This window comes from Streptomyces marianii (assembly GCF_005795905.1).
GTDB lineage: Bacteria > Actinomycetota > Actinomycetes > Streptomycetales > Streptomycetaceae > Streptomyces > Streptomyces marianii.
Genome location: NZ_VAWE01000001.1, coordinates 5,417,580 through 5,432,221, shown reverse-complemented (window position 1 = coordinate 5,432,221; position 14,642 = coordinate 5,417,580). Strand labels below are relative to the sequence as shown.

At 71.3% G+C, this 14,642-nt stretch carries 14 protein-coding genes and 1 pseudogene; 9 read left to right on the top strand and 6 right to left on the bottom strand.

The window, feature by feature from the left end:
* Positions 1 to 3: 3 nt before the first annotated feature.
* The 4 genes from FEF34_RS24575 (at position 4) to FEF34_RS24555 (ending at position 2,243) form a co-directional block, all read left to right on the top strand.
* On the top strand, positions 4 to 213 hold the full coding sequence (locus tag FEF34_RS24575; protein ID WP_138055073.1) for a hypothetical protein: 210 nt from the start codon (positions 4 to 6) through the stop codon (positions 211 to 213).
* A gap of 2 nt (positions 214 to 215) precedes the next feature.
* Positions 216 to 746, top strand: coding sequence for a DUF6879 family protein (locus tag FEF34_RS24570; RefSeq protein WP_138055072.1), 531 nt, complete (start codon positions 216 to 218; stop codon positions 744 to 746).
* Positions 743 to 1,585, top strand: a complete 843-nt coding sequence (locus FEF34_RS24565) for a helix-turn-helix domain-containing protein (protein ID WP_138055071.1) — start codon at positions 743 to 745, stop codon at positions 1,583 to 1,585. Before FEF34_RS24570 ends, FEF34_RS24565 begins: the two co-directional genes overlap by 4 nt.
* Positions 1,586 to 2,048: 463 nt before the next feature.
* Positions 2,049 to 2,243 carry a hypothetical protein gene (locus FEF34_RS24555; RefSeq protein WP_138055069.1) on the top strand — a complete coding sequence of 65 codons (195 nt, stop codon included), beginning with the start codon at positions 2,049 to 2,051 and terminating at the stop codon, positions 2,241 to 2,243.
* 1,137 nt (positions 2,244 to 3,380) lie between these two features.
* On the opposite strand, the gene FEF34_RS24545 is transcribed toward FEF34_RS24555, so the two are convergent.
* Together FEF34_RS24545 and FEF34_RS24540 are read right to left on the bottom strand one after the other, a co-directional pair.
* Positions 3,381 to 3,674 (bottom strand): 4a-hydroxytetrahydrobiopterin dehydratase, encoded by a 294-nt coding sequence (locus FEF34_RS24545; RefSeq protein ID WP_234043164.1) that lies wholly within the window; start codon positions 3,672 to 3,674, stop codon positions 3,381 to 3,383.
* A gap of 411 nt (positions 3,675 to 4,085) precedes the next feature.
* On the bottom strand, positions 4,086 to 5,183 hold the full coding sequence (locus FEF34_RS24540; RefSeq protein ID WP_234042547.1) for a LacI family DNA-binding transcriptional regulator: 1,098 nt from the start codon (positions 5,181 to 5,183) through the stop codon (positions 4,086 to 4,088).
* A 221-nt stretch (positions 5,184 to 5,404) separates the two neighbouring features.
* Between FEF34_RS24540 and FEF34_RS24535 the strand changes: the two genes are divergently transcribed.
* From FEF34_RS24535 to FEF34_RS24520, 4 genes are all read left to right on the top strand, one after another.
* The gene (locus tag FEF34_RS24535) at positions 5,405 to 6,718 is read left to right on the top strand and encodes an ABC transporter substrate-binding protein (RefSeq protein ID WP_138055067.1); all 1,314 of its coding nucleotides are present in this window, start codon (positions 5,405 to 5,407) and stop codon (positions 6,716 to 6,718) included.
* Positions 6,719 to 6,875: 157 nt separating this feature from the next.
* Positions 6,876 to 7,754 carry a carbohydrate ABC transporter permease gene (locus FEF34_RS24530; protein WP_407698304.1) on the top strand — a complete coding sequence of 293 codons (879 nt, stop codon included), beginning with the start codon at positions 6,876 to 6,878 and terminating at the stop codon, positions 7,752 to 7,754.
* A 9-nt stretch (positions 7,755 to 7,763) separates the two neighbouring features.
* A complete protein-coding gene (locus tag FEF34_RS24525) occupies positions 7,764 to 8,660 on the top strand; it encodes a carbohydrate ABC transporter permease (protein ID WP_138055066.1) in 897 nt (298 codons plus the stop codon).
* A gap of 43 nt (positions 8,661 to 8,703) precedes the next feature.
* Positions 8,704 to 10,110: a GH1 family beta-glucosidase gene (locus tag FEF34_RS24520; protein WP_138055065.1), complete on the top strand. Its 1,407-nt coding sequence runs from the start codon at positions 8,704 to 8,706 to the stop codon at positions 10,108 to 10,110.
* A 116-nt stretch (positions 10,111 to 10,226) separates the two neighbouring features.
* Here FEF34_RS24520 and FEF34_RS24515 read toward each other — a convergent pair.
* The 3 genes and pseudogenes from FEF34_RS24515 to FEF34_RS24505 form a co-directional block, all read right to left on the bottom strand.
* Positions 10,227 to 10,409, bottom strand: a pseudogene (locus FEF34_RS24515) (cellulose binding domain-containing protein); the annotation flags it as partial.
* Between the two features lie 182 nt (positions 10,410 to 10,591).
* Complete coding sequence (locus tag FEF34_RS24510; protein WP_138055064.1) at positions 10,592 to 12,001, bottom strand: sensor histidine kinase; 1,410 nt, start codon at positions 11,999 to 12,001, stop codon at positions 10,592 to 10,594.
* On the bottom strand, positions 11,998 to 12,687 hold the full coding sequence (locus FEF34_RS24505) for a response regulator transcription factor (protein WP_138055063.1): 690 nt from the start codon (positions 12,685 to 12,687) through the stop codon (positions 11,998 to 12,000). The genes FEF34_RS24510 and FEF34_RS24505 overlap by 4 nt, the downstream gene beginning before the upstream one ends.
* Positions 12,688 to 12,755: 68 nt before the next feature.
* Between FEF34_RS24505 and FEF34_RS24500 the strand changes: the two genes are divergently transcribed.
* Positions 12,756 to 13,310 (top strand): hypothetical protein, encoded by a 555-nt coding sequence (locus FEF34_RS24500; protein ID WP_138055062.1) that lies wholly within the window; start codon positions 12,756 to 12,758, stop codon positions 13,308 to 13,310.
* An 85-nt stretch (positions 13,311 to 13,395) separates the two neighbouring features.
* Here FEF34_RS24500 and FEF34_RS24495 read toward each other — a convergent pair whose 3' ends face one another.
* Positions 13,396 to 14,262 (bottom strand): spermidine synthase, encoded by an 867-nt coding sequence (locus tag FEF34_RS24495; RefSeq protein ID WP_138055061.1) that lies wholly within the window; start codon positions 14,260 to 14,262, stop codon positions 13,396 to 13,398.
* Between the last annotated feature and the right edge of the window lie 380 nt (positions 14,263 to 14,642).

Genomic DNA, 14,642 nt, shown 5'->3' with positions numbered 1-14,642 from the left:
CCCATGTCTCGCACCATCCGCATGCTCGGCACCAACTCGAAGACGGGCGAGTGCCCGACGCTATACGAGGACGTCGAGACCGGAGAGATCCTCGTCCAGGGCTACACCGTCACCGACCCGGACGTCCTCGCGCAGATGGCGAACGTCCTCCCCGGGGAGTCCCTCGTCGTCATCGACCGCGCTCTCCTCGTCAACTTCGCCCCGAAGGAGTAGCGGTGGAGTTCGTCCCCGCGCGCGGCATCCTCGACTTCTTCCGCACCGGCTTCGAGCACACAGCCTGGCGGCTGGAGACCCGCGAGGCGTACGCGGCCGACCAAGAGACCAAGGAGTACCAGCGATTCCTCGAGGGAATCGTCCCGCCGCCGGATGAGAGCGGGCCCTGGTTCGTCAACGCCCACGAGCAGACGGCCGCGGGCAAGAGGATCGAGCGCGTGCGCCTGGTCGACGAGCCCGCCACGGACAACCAGCGGTACCTCCTCGCGACCACCCCGGACAACCTCGCCGCGGGCGAGGACATCCGATACCTGCGCCGCTCCCGCGCGCTCGAGCTGGAGCTGCCGGACTTCGACTTCTGGCTGTTCGACTCCCGGGTCCTGGCCCGCTTCAACTGGGAGGATGCCGAGCGGCGCATGGAGCTGACGACCGACCCGGAGCAGGTGGTGAAGGCGTGCCAGGCCCGTGACGCTGCCTGGCACTACGCGACCAAGTACGAGGAGTTCAAGGCACAGGTACCGTCGCCTGTGTGACGACCGACTTCCAGCAGGGCCGGCGCTCCCTCGGTGTGAGGCTGCGCGAGCTGCGCACCGGGGCCGGGCTCACGGTCCGGGCCATGGCCGCCGCGTGCGACTGGGCCCCATCGAAGATCTCGAAACTGGAGAACGGGAAACAGACCGCGACCCACGCAGATCTGGAGGCGTGGGCGCAGGCTGTTGGTCAGCCCAACGTTGCGGCTGAGCTGAAAGGGCGCCTGGCCGGGCTGGAATCGACGTACCGTTCGTGGCGTCGGCAGCTGGCCGGTGGCCATCGCGCAGTGCAGGACGCGCTTGGGGCTCAGCACGGGAGGACCAGAGTGTTCCGCGGCTTCACGGGCTCGGTGGTGCCCGGGGTGTTCCAGACCGCGGAGTACGCGCGCAGCGTCCTGTCCCGGTACGCGCAACTGCACGGCGCGACTCGCGACATCGAGGCGGGCGTGGCCTCCCGGATCCGCCGCCAAGAGGGTCTCTACGACCCGTCGAAGCGATACCACGTCCTGCTGCACGAGTCCGCGCTGCACACCCGCATCTGCCCGCCGGCCGTCCTCGCGGACCAACTGGACCGGCTGATGTCCATCAACGGCCTATCGACCGTGGAACTCGGCGTCATCCCACTCGGCGCCGAGGTGCGCGTGGCTGCCGGTGACGACTTCTGGATCCATGACGACCGGCTCGTCATCGCCGAGTCGTGGCACGCCGAGATGTGGCTGGACTCGCCCGAGGACGTCACGCTGTACCGGACGGTGTGGGACGCCCTCGCCGCCGGCGCCGTGGAGGGCCGCGGCGCGCACCGCCTCATCAGCCGCGCGCGGGGCGCCCTCGAGCCTCGCTGAGCAACACGGAGCAACACCGGCCGCCCGCTGAGAAACACCGAGAAACACGCCGGATCTGGAGAAACACTCGGGCCTACCGTCCTGGTCATGGATACGGGAATCCAGCCGGCCGCGGGCGAACACGCGGGTACGCACGACTACTGCCACTGGCACAAAGGGCCCTCCGGAACGGCGCGTCTGGTCAATATCGTCGAGCGCCAGTCCGGGCCACCAGTACCGCTGTACGCGTGCGCGCCCTGCCGAGACCAGCGTCGGATCCCTACGCGGCTGGAAGCGTCGTGAAGACGGCGCCGTACACCACGCCGGACCGCACGGTGATCCCTTGCTACTGCTGGGTCCGGAAGCCCGGCACCTGGGACCGGTGCACCGAGCGCCCTGGCCACGACAGCGACCACTGCGATTGGGCGTCCGGGCAGTCCTGGCCCAACCGCGGGCCGGAGCCGCAGTGAGCACGGCCGGTGTCGTGCGTATCGCTGCTGGGATGCCCTGCCGGGAGCGACCGGTACCGACCGCGCAGGCGCTCACCACGGAGCAGTACGCCGGCCGCGCGTGCTGCTCCTGCGGCAAGCGGCTGACCACCGGCGCCGTGCACCGCGGCTTCGCCCGCGGCCGTCAGGGCGCCCACGTCCTGGACGTCGAGGTGTGGTCCTGCCCATGAACCCGCCGTGCCCGGCCAGTGCCCCGGGTACGGCGAAGCGGCGCGTCCGATGGCGAGCTGGACAGGGCGCCCGCTGCCGCGGCTCCGGTCGGCCCGACAGGATTCCCGTCCCGGGCCGACCGGGGCCCTTGGCCTCATCGTTGACCGAGCAGAGAGGCGAGCACGTGAGCATTGCGTTACTGGAGCCCGACCTGCTGAGGGAGACCGTGTGCCAGGGGTGCTGGCTGCGCCCGGCCGTGACGAAGGGGCTGGCGACCGGACTCGCCCGCTGCGGGGCGTGCGCCGATGCCAACGTCCCGGCGAGGGTGGATCTGTTTCCGCCGCTCGGGGTGTACCGGCTGACCGGGCGGGCCGTGGGCCCGAAGGGGCCTGTGCGCTGGACCGCGGCCGGGCAGATCGAGCCAGTTCACGCCGAGAGACACCGAGGTCCGGGCGCGCCGCAGAGCCCTCCCGACCCGGGGCCGCCGCTGCCGTCCCCTGCTCCTACCCCGACGCCTGGCCGGCCGCCGGTCTAGGCACCTTCCCCACACCTCATGTACGGCCCTCGTGGAACCACCTCCCCCGGGCGGACCGCGAGGTGCCCGCGGCGCCCCCGCTTCGGCGGGGGCGCCGCTGTGTCGCCGACACATTGCGGTCAAGGCGTTTGCTACTCACTGACGGGCGTTGCTCGGCGATCTCCGCGAGGTCGTGTTCCCGCGGGAACTCCGACGGGAACTGAGCCGCATTCAGTGGCGCTCACTGGTATCAAACGGTCCCGATTTCGCCCGTTTTCACGGATCGCCGCAGGTCAAGAATGGGTAACAAAACTGGTTCGAGTCCCGTCACTCACCCTGAACGATCAAGGCCCGGTCTGCGGAAGCAGACCGGGCCTTGATCGTGTCTGAACTCTTGGGAGCATTGCGGAAACAACGAGGTGGCCCAGCGGGCGTACGGTCCCTCCACGGCAAGGATCGCGGATCGCCCCGAGAAGAGCGGCGACAGCACCTCGTACCGCCGCGCCGTCTCCTCCAGGCGGGCCCAGGCCGCGCCCACAGGGCACGGACCTCCTCGTCGATCGCTGCCGCGGAGCGCGCGGAACCGGACGGTTCGCGTTTGCGGTGCATAGGGAAGGGCTATCGGCCCGGTACGACAGATCCCTCAGACCGGCTCGGCTTCGTGGGCCGCAGCGATCGCGTTGATCCGCTTGGCCAGGTCGAAGTCCTTGAGCGTCAGCTTGTGCCCGACGTCATGCGTAGTGATCGTGAAGCGCACGTGATCCCACCGCAGGTCGATGTCCGCGTGATGGCTGATCAACCGCTCCACATCGGCGACGTGAACGATCATCGCGACGCCGCCGTGGTACCGGATCCGGAAGGCGCCCGTGATCGAATCACCGACCCGCCGCCACGTCGGGACGTCTTCCAGGTACGTCGCGATCTCGACCTCGCCCAGAACCGCAGCGTCCTCTTCAACCTCAGCCAGCGAGTTGTCGATGAGCTGGTACTGGGCTGAGACCGTGCCGATCAAGTCGTGCGGGCCGAGGAACATGTCCGCCCGGTAGTGCCCCTCCAACTGCTGCTGGAAGTAGTCGATCAGGGCAGGGTCAACGTGATGCGGCTGCGTGGGTCCTGCGACGAGCGCGGCGGCGGTGGCCGAGACGAAAGCTCGGCGCTTCACCTCGGCCGCTTCGTGGCGCTCCGGCCGGATCCATCCCGGCGGTGTGGTGAATCCCAGATCTTCGGGCCACCGGCCGAGCGCATCGTGCACCACCCAAGGAGCGCGGATCGGCCCTTCGTCATGCGCCGCTTGTGACGCGCGGTCCTCGGCCCGGGCCGAGGGGAGTCCGCGCCGTCGGATCCGCCCTCAGGACGAGTCCCTGACCACCAGCTCCGTCGGCAGGATGACCCTCGGCCGGTCCGGGCCGCTGCGGTCGGCGATCTCGCCGAGGAGGAGGCCGGCCATGGTGCGGCCCATCTCCTCGATCGGCTGGCGAACGCTCGTGAGGGCCGGGTCCATGTGGCGTGCCACCGCGGAGTCGTCGAACCCGACCAGGGCGACGTCGTCGGGGATGCGCCGGCCCGCCTCGCGCAGCACCTGGCGGGCGCCGGCGGCCATGACGTCGGAGGCGGCGAAGACCGCGTCCAGCGAAGGGCGTCGGTCGAGCAGGGCGCGCATGGCCAGCCGGCCGCCCTCCTCGGTGAAGTCGGCCGGCGCCACCAGCCGCTCGTCGGCCACGGCGCCCGCCTCCGCGAGGGCGGCCCGGTATCCGTCGAGGCGGCACTGGGCACCGTAGACGTCGAGCCGCCCCGTGATCGTCGCGATGGTCCGGCGCCCGCGGGACAGCAGATGGGCGACGGCCGCGCGGGCGCCCCCGGTGTTGTCGGAGCCGACCGCGGCAAGGGGGTCGGAGGCCGAGCGGCGGCCGCTGATGACGGCCGGGATACCCAGTTCTTCCAGCAGGTCGGGCAGCGGGTCGTCGGCGTGCACCGACACCAGCAGTACACCGTCCACCCGGCCGGCCGCGAGGTAGTCGGCCAGTCTCCGGCGTTCGCGCTCCGAACCCGCGAAGGTGAGGAGCAGTTGCATGTCGGTGTCGGCGAGGGCCGTGCCGACACCGCGCACGATGTCGGAGAAGTACGGCTCCGCGAAGAACCGCGCCTCGGGCTCGGGGACGACGAGCGCGATGGCGTCGTTGCGGTTGGCGGCGAGTGAGCGGGCGGCGCGGTTGGGAACGTAGCCGAGTTCGGCGACGGCCGCCTCGACGGCGGCGCGGGTCGCCTCGCTCACCCGGGGCGACCCGTTGATGACCCGCGAGACGGTGCCGCGGCCGACGCCGGCCCGTGCCGCGACCTCCTCGAGTGTCGGTCTGCCCCCGCTGCGGCCCGAAGCCCTGGCCCCTCCGCGGGAGGCGGCGCGCACATCGCCCCTCACGGGGAAACCGGCATTCCGACGATCCACCATGATCCGCCTCCCGTCCTCCCTACCCGGAACATTACGCGCCGGGAGCCTTGACACCCCTGCGGGGAGCCGCGACCCTTCAAGCCATCACTCATGGGAGCGCTCCCACACTACCCGCCCCATTCAGAACCCGCACGTTCCCCGCCCGAGCCGCAGCTTCAACCGATGGGCACGCCGTGAGAGTTGGCCGGGGGGTCGGCACGTCAGGTCACTAGGAGGACGCAATGCGCAGGACCGTAATCCTGGCGGTCGTCGCGGCGCTCGGCGCCGGGCTGCTGGCCGGCTGTGCCGAGGACGGCGAGGGACCCGGCGGCAGCTCCGCGAACGGCGGGGGCGGCGGCAAGGGCAGGACCACGATCACCGTGGGGGTCTTCGGGGCCTTCGGCCTCAAGGAGGCCGGGCTCTACGACGAGTACATGAGGCTCCACAAGGACATCGAGATCAAGCAGACCTCGATCGAGCGGAACGAGAACTACTACCCGCAACTGCTCACCCATCTGGGCAGCGGCAGCGGGCTGGCCGACATCCAGGCCGTCGAGGTCAACAACATCGCCGAGATCACCGCCACCCAGGCGGACAAGCTCGTCGACCTCGGCAAGGCCGAAGGCGTCAGCAAGGGCGCCTTCCTGCCGTGGAAGTGGGCACAGGCGACGTCCAAGGACGGGAAGACCGTCGGACTCGGCACGGACATCGGCCCGCAGGGCATCTGCTACCGCAAGGACCTCTTCGCCAAGGCGGGTCTCCCGACGGACCGTGAGGCCCTCGGCAGGCTCTGGGCCGGCGACTGGAACAAGTACCTGGCCGCCGGCAAGCAGTTCAAGGCCAAGGCGCCCAAGGGCACCGCCTTCGTGGACTCCGCCTCCGGTGTCATGGCCGCGATCACCGGCAGCAGCGCCAGACGGTTCTACGACGGGAACGGCGAGGTCGTCTACAAGACCAACCCGGCCGTGAAGCAGGCCTGGGACATCGCCGCCGCCTTCGCGACCGAGGGACTGACCGGCAGGCTCCAGCAGTTCACACCCGCCTGGGACCAGGGCTACGCCAACGGCACGTTCGCCACGGTCTCCTGCCCGGCGTGGATGCTGGGCTACATCCAGGACAAGGGCGGTGCGGCCGGAAAGGACAAGTGGGACGTCGCACCCGCGCCGAAGCCCGGCAACTGGGGCGGCTCGTTCCTGATCGTGCCCGAGGCCGGCAGGAACAAGACCGAGGCGGCGAAGCTCGCGGCCTGGCTGACCGCACCCGAGCAGCAGGCGAAGCTCTTCGAGAAGCGCGGCAGCTTCCCGAGCGCCAAGGCCGCGTACTCGCTGCCCGCCGTGGCCGGCGCCGAGCACGAGTACTTCGGCGGCGCCCCGATCGGCGAGATCTTCTCCCGGGCCGCAGAGGGCATCCCGGTCACGATCATCGGTCCGAAGGACCTGGTGATCGCCCAGAACCTGGCCGACGTCGGCATGCTCCAGGTCGACCAGAAGGGCCGGTCGTCCAAGGAAGGCTGGGACGCCGCCGTGAAGGCCATCGACAACGCGCTGGACCGGTGACCGGACCGGTGACTCCCGTGACCGGCACGGCCGGTGACTCCGCCGGCACCGCGCCCTCCCGGGAGGAGGGCGCGGACCCGGCGCGGCGGCCGACCGACCGGGGACCGCCGCGGCCGGGCGGCAGCGGGAGCGACGCAGCCGCCGGTACCGGCGGGACGTGCGGTGGAGCCCTTACGCCTTCGTCGCCCCCTTCTTCCTGTTCTTCGCGGCCTTCGGGCTCTTCCCCCTGCTCTACACCGGCTGGGCCTCGCTGCACCGGGTGGAGCTGACGGCCCCGACGGACATGGAGTGGGTGGGCCCGCGGAACTTCGCACGGCTGCTCGAGGACGAGTTCTTCTGGAACGCACTCAAGAACACCTTCACCATCGGGATCATCTCGACGGTGCCGCAGTTGCTGATAGCCCTGGGCATCGCGCATCTGCTCAACTACAAGCTGCGTGGCTCGATGTTCTTCCGGGTCGCGGCGCTCACCCCGTACGCCACGTCCGTCGCGGCGGCCACGCTCGTCTTCGTCCTGATGTTCGGCCGGGACTACGGGATGGTCAACTGGGCGCTGGGGCTGGCCGGGATCGACCCGGTCGACTGGCAGAACGGCGAGTGGACCTCGCAGATCGCGGTCTCGACGATCGTGATCTGGCGCTGGACCGGCTACAACGCGCTGATCTACCTGGCGGCCATGCAGGCGATCCCGAAAGACCTGTACGAGTCCGCCGCGCTCGACGGCGCCTCCCGCCGACAGCAGTTCGTGCACGTGACCGTCCCCTCGCTGCGGCCGACGATCCTGTTCACCTGCGTCGTGTCGACGATCGGCGCGACCCAGCTCTTCGGCGAGCCGCTGCTGTTCAACGGCGGCGCCGGGGCGACGGGCGGCGCCGACCACCAGTTCCAGACGCTCGGGCTCTATCTGTACGAGCAGGGCTGGGTGAACCTCCATCTCGGCCGGGCGTCGGCGATCGCCTGGACGATGTTCCTGATCCTGCTGCTGATCGGCGCGGTGAACTGGCTGCTCGTCCGCCGGCTCCGCAAGAGCACCTAGGGGGATGACGTGCTGACGACCACCCATGAACCGGGCACCACCGGGCCCGCCACCCCCACCCGGCGCCCGCGGGCCCGCGCCGGCAGGCACCTGCACGGCGGGCGCATCACCCATGCCGTGCTGCTCGTGTTCACCCTGGGCTCGCTCTTCCCCCTGGTGTGGACGGCGGTCGCGGCGTCCCGCAACAGCACCCGGCTCGCGCAGACGCCCCCGCCCTTCTGGTTCGGCGGCAACCTGCTCAAGAACCTCGAAATCGCCTGGACCGACGCCAACATGGGCACGGCGCTGCTCAACACCACGGTCGTCGCGGGGTCCGTCGCGGCGGGCACCGTGGTCTTCTCGACCCTCGCCGGCTTCGCCTTCGCCAAACTCCGCTTCCGCTTCAAGAACGTCCTGATGCTGCTGGTGATCGCCACGATGATGGTCCCGCCTCAGCTCGGCGTCGTCCCGCTGTACATGCTGATCGCGGAGCTGTCCTGGACCGACCGGCTGCAGTCCGTCATCCTCCCCACGCTGGTCAGCGCCTTCGGCGTGTTCTTCATGCGGCAGTACCTGAGCGAGGCGCTGCCGACGGAGCTGATCGAGGCGGCCCGGGTGGACGGGGCGAGCAGCTGGCGCGTCGTGTGGCACGTGGTCTTCCCGGCCGCCCGGCCGGCGATGGCGGTCCTCGGCATGCTCACCTTCGTGATGGCGTGGAACGACTTCTTCTGGCCGATCATCGCGCTGACGCAGAACGGCAGCCCCACGGTCCAGGTGGCGCTCACCGGACTGGGCCGCGGCTACATCCCCGACCAGTCGGTGATCATGGCCGGTGCGCTGCTGGGCACGCTGCCGCTGCTGCTCGCCTTCGTGCTCTTCGGCAGGCAGATCGTCGGCGGCATCATGCAGGGCGCGGTCAAGGGCTGACACCGTCCACTTCCTTCCCCCCTCACACTTCGGGAGCTCCTCCATGTCCGTCAGCTTTCCGCCCGGCTTCCTGTGGGGCACCGCCACCGCCGCCTACCAGATCGAGGGCGCCGTGCGGGAGGGCGGCCGTACGCCGTCGATCTGGGACACCTTCAGCCACACGCCCGGCAAGGTGGAGAACGGGGACACCGGCGATGTGGCCGTGGACCACTTCCACCGCCGCGCGGACGACGTCCGGCTCATGTCCGGCCTCGGCGTCAACGCCTACCGCTTCTCGGTCTCCTGGCCGCGGGTCCAGCCCACGGGCCGCGGCCCGGCCGTCCAGCGCGGTCTCGACTTCTACCGGGCGCTCGCCGACGACCTGCTGGACCACGGGATCACGCCCGTGTTGACGCTCTACCACTGGGACCTGCCGCAGGAGCTGGAGACGGCCGGCGGCTGGCCCGAACGGGACACGGCGCACCGCTTCGCCGACTACGCCCGTATCGTCGCCGACGCGCTGGGCGACCGGGTGGAGCGCTGGACCACGCTCAACGAGCCCTGGTGCAGCGCGTTCCTGGGATACGCCTCGGGGGTGCACGCGCCGGGCCGCACGGATCCCGTGGCCTCGCTCCGTGCCGCGCACCATCTGAACGTGGGCCACGGGCTGGCCGCCCAGGCGCTGCGCACCGCTCTGCCCGCCCGCGGCCAGGTGTCCGTGAGCATCAACCCCAGCGCGGTCAGGGCCAGGAGCGACTCGGAGGCCGATCTGGACGCGCGGCGCAGGATCGACGCGCTGGCCAACCGCGTCTTCACCGACCCGATGCTGCACGGCACATACCCCGCGGACCTTCTCGTGGACACGGAGCACCTCACGGACTGGTCCTTCGTCCACGGTGACGACCTGGCCGTCATCCGGCACCCCCTCGACTCGCTGGGCATCAACTACTACGCACCGTCCGTTGTATCCGGTGCCACTGACAGTGACGGTGTGCCGGAACGGAACGACGGCCACGGCGGCGGCGCGCACTCCCCCTGGCCGGGCGCCGACTCGGTCGCCTTCCACCGGGCGCCGGGCGACGTCACGGACATGGGCTGGCCGGTGGACCCGACGGGCCTCTACGACCTGCTGATGCGCTACTCCCGTGAAGTCCCGGGGCTGCCGCTCGTCGTCACCGAGAACGGCGCCGCGTACCCCGACAAGCCGGGCGACGAAGGAACCGTCCACGACCCCGAGCGGATCCGCTACCTCCACGGCCATCTCTCCGCCGTGCACCGCGCGCTGGCGGACGGCGCGGACGTCCGGGGCTACTTCCTGTGGTCCCTGCTGGACAACTTCGAGTGGGCGTACGGCTACGGGAAGCGCTTCGGCGCGGTGTACGTCGACTACGACACCCAGGCCCGCATCCCGAAGTCCAGCGCCCGCTGGTACGGCGAGCTGGCTCGGACGGGGGTGCTCCCCGACTGCTGACCCGCTGCGGCCGGGGCGCGCCCCGGCCGGGTGGGAGGGGCACCGGCCGGGGCGCGCTGCAAGGGGTGGTGGCCGCGGGCCACCGGTGGTGCGGGAGGGGGCTCCACCGGCGGCCGCTCACGGCCGGCAGCGCCGCCGAAGGAGACCCGGACGTCGCCGCCCTCGGCGCGCAGCGCGGTGATCTGGGCCGCGACCCTGTCGTTCGCGAGGTCGGTGACGCCGCCCCACAGCGGGGTGCAGCCGCCTCCGGAGGTGACGAAGGCGAGCGTGAAGTCCTTCACCCCGGTCCTGGCCGCCGTGACTCACCAGCCCGATTCTTTGCGCTCCCAGAAAGGCGGCCGGGCACGGTTCTCGAACAGACGTTATTTTCGGACCAGAGTCAAGCTGAGGGTGCGCTTAAGGACGGCATCGGAGGCGGTTGATCCCTCGTCACGCCCATGTCCCGCACATGGGAAGGTCCGCGCTCCCGCCCCTTCCGGCGTCAGACCTCCGCGCCCCTGCGGCTCCCGGCCCCGCCCTTCCTGCGCCGCTTGGTGCGGTGGCCGAGCCGGCCCTGCGGACGCTGCGGGGCCCCGTCGAGCCCGATCCAGATGCGGACCTCCGTACCGCCCAGCACCGAGTGCCCGATGCGCACATCGCCGCCGGTCGACTCGGCGACCCTCCGCACGATGTCCAGGCCGAGCCCCGTGGAGCCGTCCCTGGCTCCGCTGTTGCCGCGGGTCAGGGCCGCCTCCGGGTCGGCTATGCCCGGGCCGGCGTCCGAGACGAGCACGATCACGGCGTCCTCGCCGTTGTGCACGTCCACCGAGAAGGCCGTGCCCTCCGGCGTGTGACGGAAGACGTTGCCGAGCAGCGCGTCCAGGGCGGCGGCGAGTTCGGGCCGGGCCACCGGGATGCGCACCGGCCGGTCCACGCCCGCGAGGCGCACCTTGCGCCCCTCGTCCTCGGCGAGGGCAGACCAGAACTCCATGCGTTCCCGCACGACTTCGGAGACGTCGCAGCCCGCGCCCGGCCCGGTCGCCTGGGTCTGCGGCTTGGCCTCGCGCGCCGTACGGATGATCGTGTCGACCTCGCGTTCCAGTTGCTCGACCGCGGCCCTGGTCTGGTCGGCCGCCGGGCCCGTGCCCAGAGAGGCCGCGTTGAGCCGGAGCACGGTCAGCGGGGTGCGCAACCGGTGCGACAGATCGGCGGCCAGCTCGCGTTCGTTGGCGAGCAGCTGGACGACCTGGTCGGCCATGGAGTTGAACGCGACTGCGGCGGATCGCAGTTCGGTGGGCCCCTCTTCCGGGACCCGTGCCCCCAGCCGCCCTTCGCCGAGATCGTGCGCGGCGCCGGCGAGCCGCTGGGCGGGCCGCACCATCCGTACACCCAGCCGGTCGGCGACGGCGACGGAGCCGACGACCAGCGCCGCACCGACGCCGGCGAGTACCAGCCAGGCCGTGGTCACACCCCTGCCGACCTCGTCCTCCGGTACGTACACCTCGACGATCGCGATCTTCCCCGAGCTGAGCGCGGTGGGCTGGAGCAGCGCGGAACCGTCCGTGACCTCCGTGATGGACGCGCGGCCGATCCGCTGTGTGGTGGCGAGGTCCCTGACCGCGGCCCGCCGGGTGCCGATCTCCTGCGCCTGGCCACCGGTCTCGTCGGAGGCGGGCACGTGCACGGCCATCCGCCCCGCCGCACCCGCCTGCGTGGAGGCGACGGCACGCTCCAGCTGGCGCCGGTCGGTGGTGATGGACAGCGTCGGGCCGATCGCGGCGGCCTGCCGCTCGGCGTTGGAGAACGCCCGGTCCCTGGCCATCTCCTGGATCACGAGCCCGAGCGGTACGGCGAAGGCCAGCACGACCATGGTGGTGACCGCCAGGGAGACCCTGACCAGCGCCCATCTCATCGCGGCGGCTCCAGTTTCACCCCGACACCGCGGAGGGTGTGCAGATAGCGGGGGCGCGCGGCGGTCTCGCCCAGTTTCCGCCGCAGCCAGGAGAGGTGCACGTCGATGGTCTGGTCGTCGCCGTAGGACTGCTGCCACACCTCGGCGAGGAGTTCCCTGCGGGGCACGACGACGCCCGGACGCCCGGCGAGGAAGGCGAGCAGGTCGAACTCGCGCCGGGTCAGATCGAGTCGGTTGCCGTCCAGTTCCGCCTGGCGGCGGAGCGGGTCGATGCACAGCCCGCCGACCTGGATGACCCTGCTGGGCGGGGACTCGTCCGCGGCGGCGCGCGAGCGGCGCAGCACGGCCGACATCCGCGCCGACAGGTGTTCCACCGAGAACGGCTTGGTGAGGTAGTCGTCCGCGCCGTCGTTGAGAAGCCGCACGATTTCCGTCTCGTCGTCCCGCGCGGTTGCGATGATCACGGGTACGTCGGTGATTCCGCGCAGCATCTTCAGCGCCTCGGCTCCGTCGAGATCAGGCAGACCGAGGTCGAGAATGACCACGTCGAAGCGGAAATGGGCCACTTCGCGTAGCGCCTCCAGGGCCGTCCCGACGCTCCTGACGGTGTGGGAGGCCTCGGTCAAGTGCCTGATGAGGGCGGAGCGCACGAACTGGTCGTCCTCGACCACGAGCACACTTGCCATGGGCGGCACCGTACGCCATCCGGAGTAACGGAGTCCCCCGGGGACAGGGACGGCGGGCGTGGTGCAGTATGGCCCGGATGCGGAGAGGACTCGTACACGCCATGGCGTGGTCGCTCGCCACGGGCGCGGCGGTCACGCTCTCGTGGTGGGGTGTGCACACGGTGATGGCGGGCACGGCGTACGACCGGCCGCGAGCCCTGCCCATCACGGCCGACGTCCGCACTCCGCAGGCCTCCGCGACCCACTCGTCCCCGACCCGGGACCCCGGCGCTCCGGCTCCGGCCCCGTCGTCCGGCGACGAGCCGGGGAGAGGCGGCGGTTCTGCGGCGGCGACTCCGCCTGCCGAGAAACCTGAGGCGCCGCCCAGCAGGAGCAAGAGCCCCTGGTCGCCACCGCCCTCGGGCGATGTGAAGAGCTACACGGTCGAGGGCGGACGGGTCGCGTTCGACATCGGTCCCAGCTCGGCCGAGTTGGTCTCAGCAACTCCGTCGGGCAGTTGGACGATGCAGATCTGGAAGCAGCCGACCTACATCCGTGTGACGTTCTCGCTGAACGGCCGGGAGATCGACGTCTTCTGCACCTGGCACGACACGGCGCCGCGCGTCCAGATCGAAGAACGCTGAGGAACGCTGAGGAACGCCGTAGCCCTGCACCCCCGAGCCCCGGATCCGGCGCAGCAGGAGGCACCTCGGCGAACGCGGCCGGCTCTCAGCGGAAGACCGAGGACGGCGGCGCCGGCGACGGTCTGGCCGCCGCGTCGGTCACGGCGACCGCGCCACCGGTGAAGTCCGTGAGCGCCTTGCCGTGCTCGACCCGTCCGGCGTGGGGGTCGCTCGCCACCCTGCGCGTCAGTTCGGCGACGGGCAGCGGCTGGTCCGAACCGACCAGCACGGCGTTCCCGAAGCGCCGGCCGCGCAGCACGGTGGGATCGGCGGCCAGGGCGAGTTCGGGGAAGACGGCCGCCGCGGTGGCGATCTGCCCGCGCAGATGGGCGAGCGGCGGGCCGTCCGCGAGATTGGCGGCGTAGGTCCCGCCTGGCTTCAGCACCCGCCGCACCTCCGCGAGGAACTCGGTGCTGGTCAGGTGCGCCGGGGTGCGCGCACCGCTGAAGACGTCGGCGATGACGAGATCGGCCCAGCCGTCGCGGAGCTTGCCGAGTCCGTCCCGGGCGTCGACGGAGCGGACCCGTATCCGGGCGCCGGGGTCGAGCGGGAGCCGGTCGCGGACGAGACGGACGAGGCGTTCGTCCACCTCGATGACCTGCTGGGTGGAGCGCGGACGGGTCGCCGCGAGGTACCGCGCGAGAGTGAAGGCGCCGCCGCCGAGGTGGACGGCGTGGAGTGGCCGGCCGGCGGGCGCGGCGAGATCGAGGACGTGCCCGAGACGGCGCTGGTACTCGAAGGTCAGCAGGGCTGGATCGTCCAGATCGACGTGGGACTGGGGCGCTCCGTCGATCAGCAGCGTCCACCCGTGGGGCCGGTCGCGGTCGGGTATCAGCTCGGCGAGCCCTCCGTCCACGGCCTCGACGACCCCTTCCGCCGCCTCTGACCGACCGCGCTGCCTGTTTCTCGCCACACGGCCATTATCGGCGGGCGCCGGCCCGCTCGCGCACGCCGGTCACGGACGGGGCCCCACCGACGGGCACCCGTGCCCGCACCGGACCGGAGAGCGCGGTCCGGGGGAACGCCGGAGGCAGCGGCAAGAGGGCTGCCGAACGCCGTCCTGTGCACCGATCGGGCGCGGGTAGCGTCCTCGAGCGCACCGGCCGCGGCCTCCCGACGCCCGGGGCACGCCCGGCTGCCCCGCACACGCCGCCCGCGGTCCCCGGCGCGTCATGCGGCCGAGAGGCGGTGGGTGGGATGGACGGGCACGAAAGAACGCCTGTGGGCCAGAAAGGATCTCCCTCCCTGCCCCACAGGCATTCGATGACCGCATCGCGTCACAGCCGGTTCGAA

What these genes read in the sequence shown, in the direction of transcription:
- FEF34_RS24575 (WP_138055073.1), top strand. Translation starts at nt 4, where the DNA reads ATGTCTCGCACCATCCGCATGCTCGGCACCAACTCGAAGACGGGCGAG.
- FEF34_RS24540 (WP_234042547.1), bottom strand. Translation starts at nt 5,183, where the DNA reads ATGGTGGATCGTCGGAATGCCGGTTTCCCCGTGAGGGGCGATGTGCGC.
- FEF34_RS24535 (WP_138055067.1), top strand. Translation starts at nt 5,405, where the DNA reads ATGCGCAGGACCGTAATCCTGGCGGTCGTCGCGGCGCTCGGCGCCGGG.
- FEF34_RS24520 (WP_138055065.1), top strand. Translation starts at nt 8,704, where the DNA reads ATGTCCGTCAGCTTTCCGCCCGGCTTCCTGTGGGGCACCGCCACCGCC.
- FEF34_RS24510 (WP_138055064.1), bottom strand. Translation starts at nt 12,001, where the DNA reads ATGAGATGGGCGCTGGTCAGGGTCTCCCTGGCGGTCACCACCATGGTC.
- FEF34_RS24505 (WP_138055063.1), bottom strand. Translation starts at nt 12,687, where the DNA reads ATGGCAAGTGTGCTCGTGGTCGAGGACGACCAGTTCGTGCGCTCCGCC.
- FEF34_RS24500 (WP_138055062.1), top strand. Translation starts at nt 12,756, where the DNA reads ATGGCCCGGATGCGGAGAGGACTCGTACACGCCATGGCGTGGTCGCTC.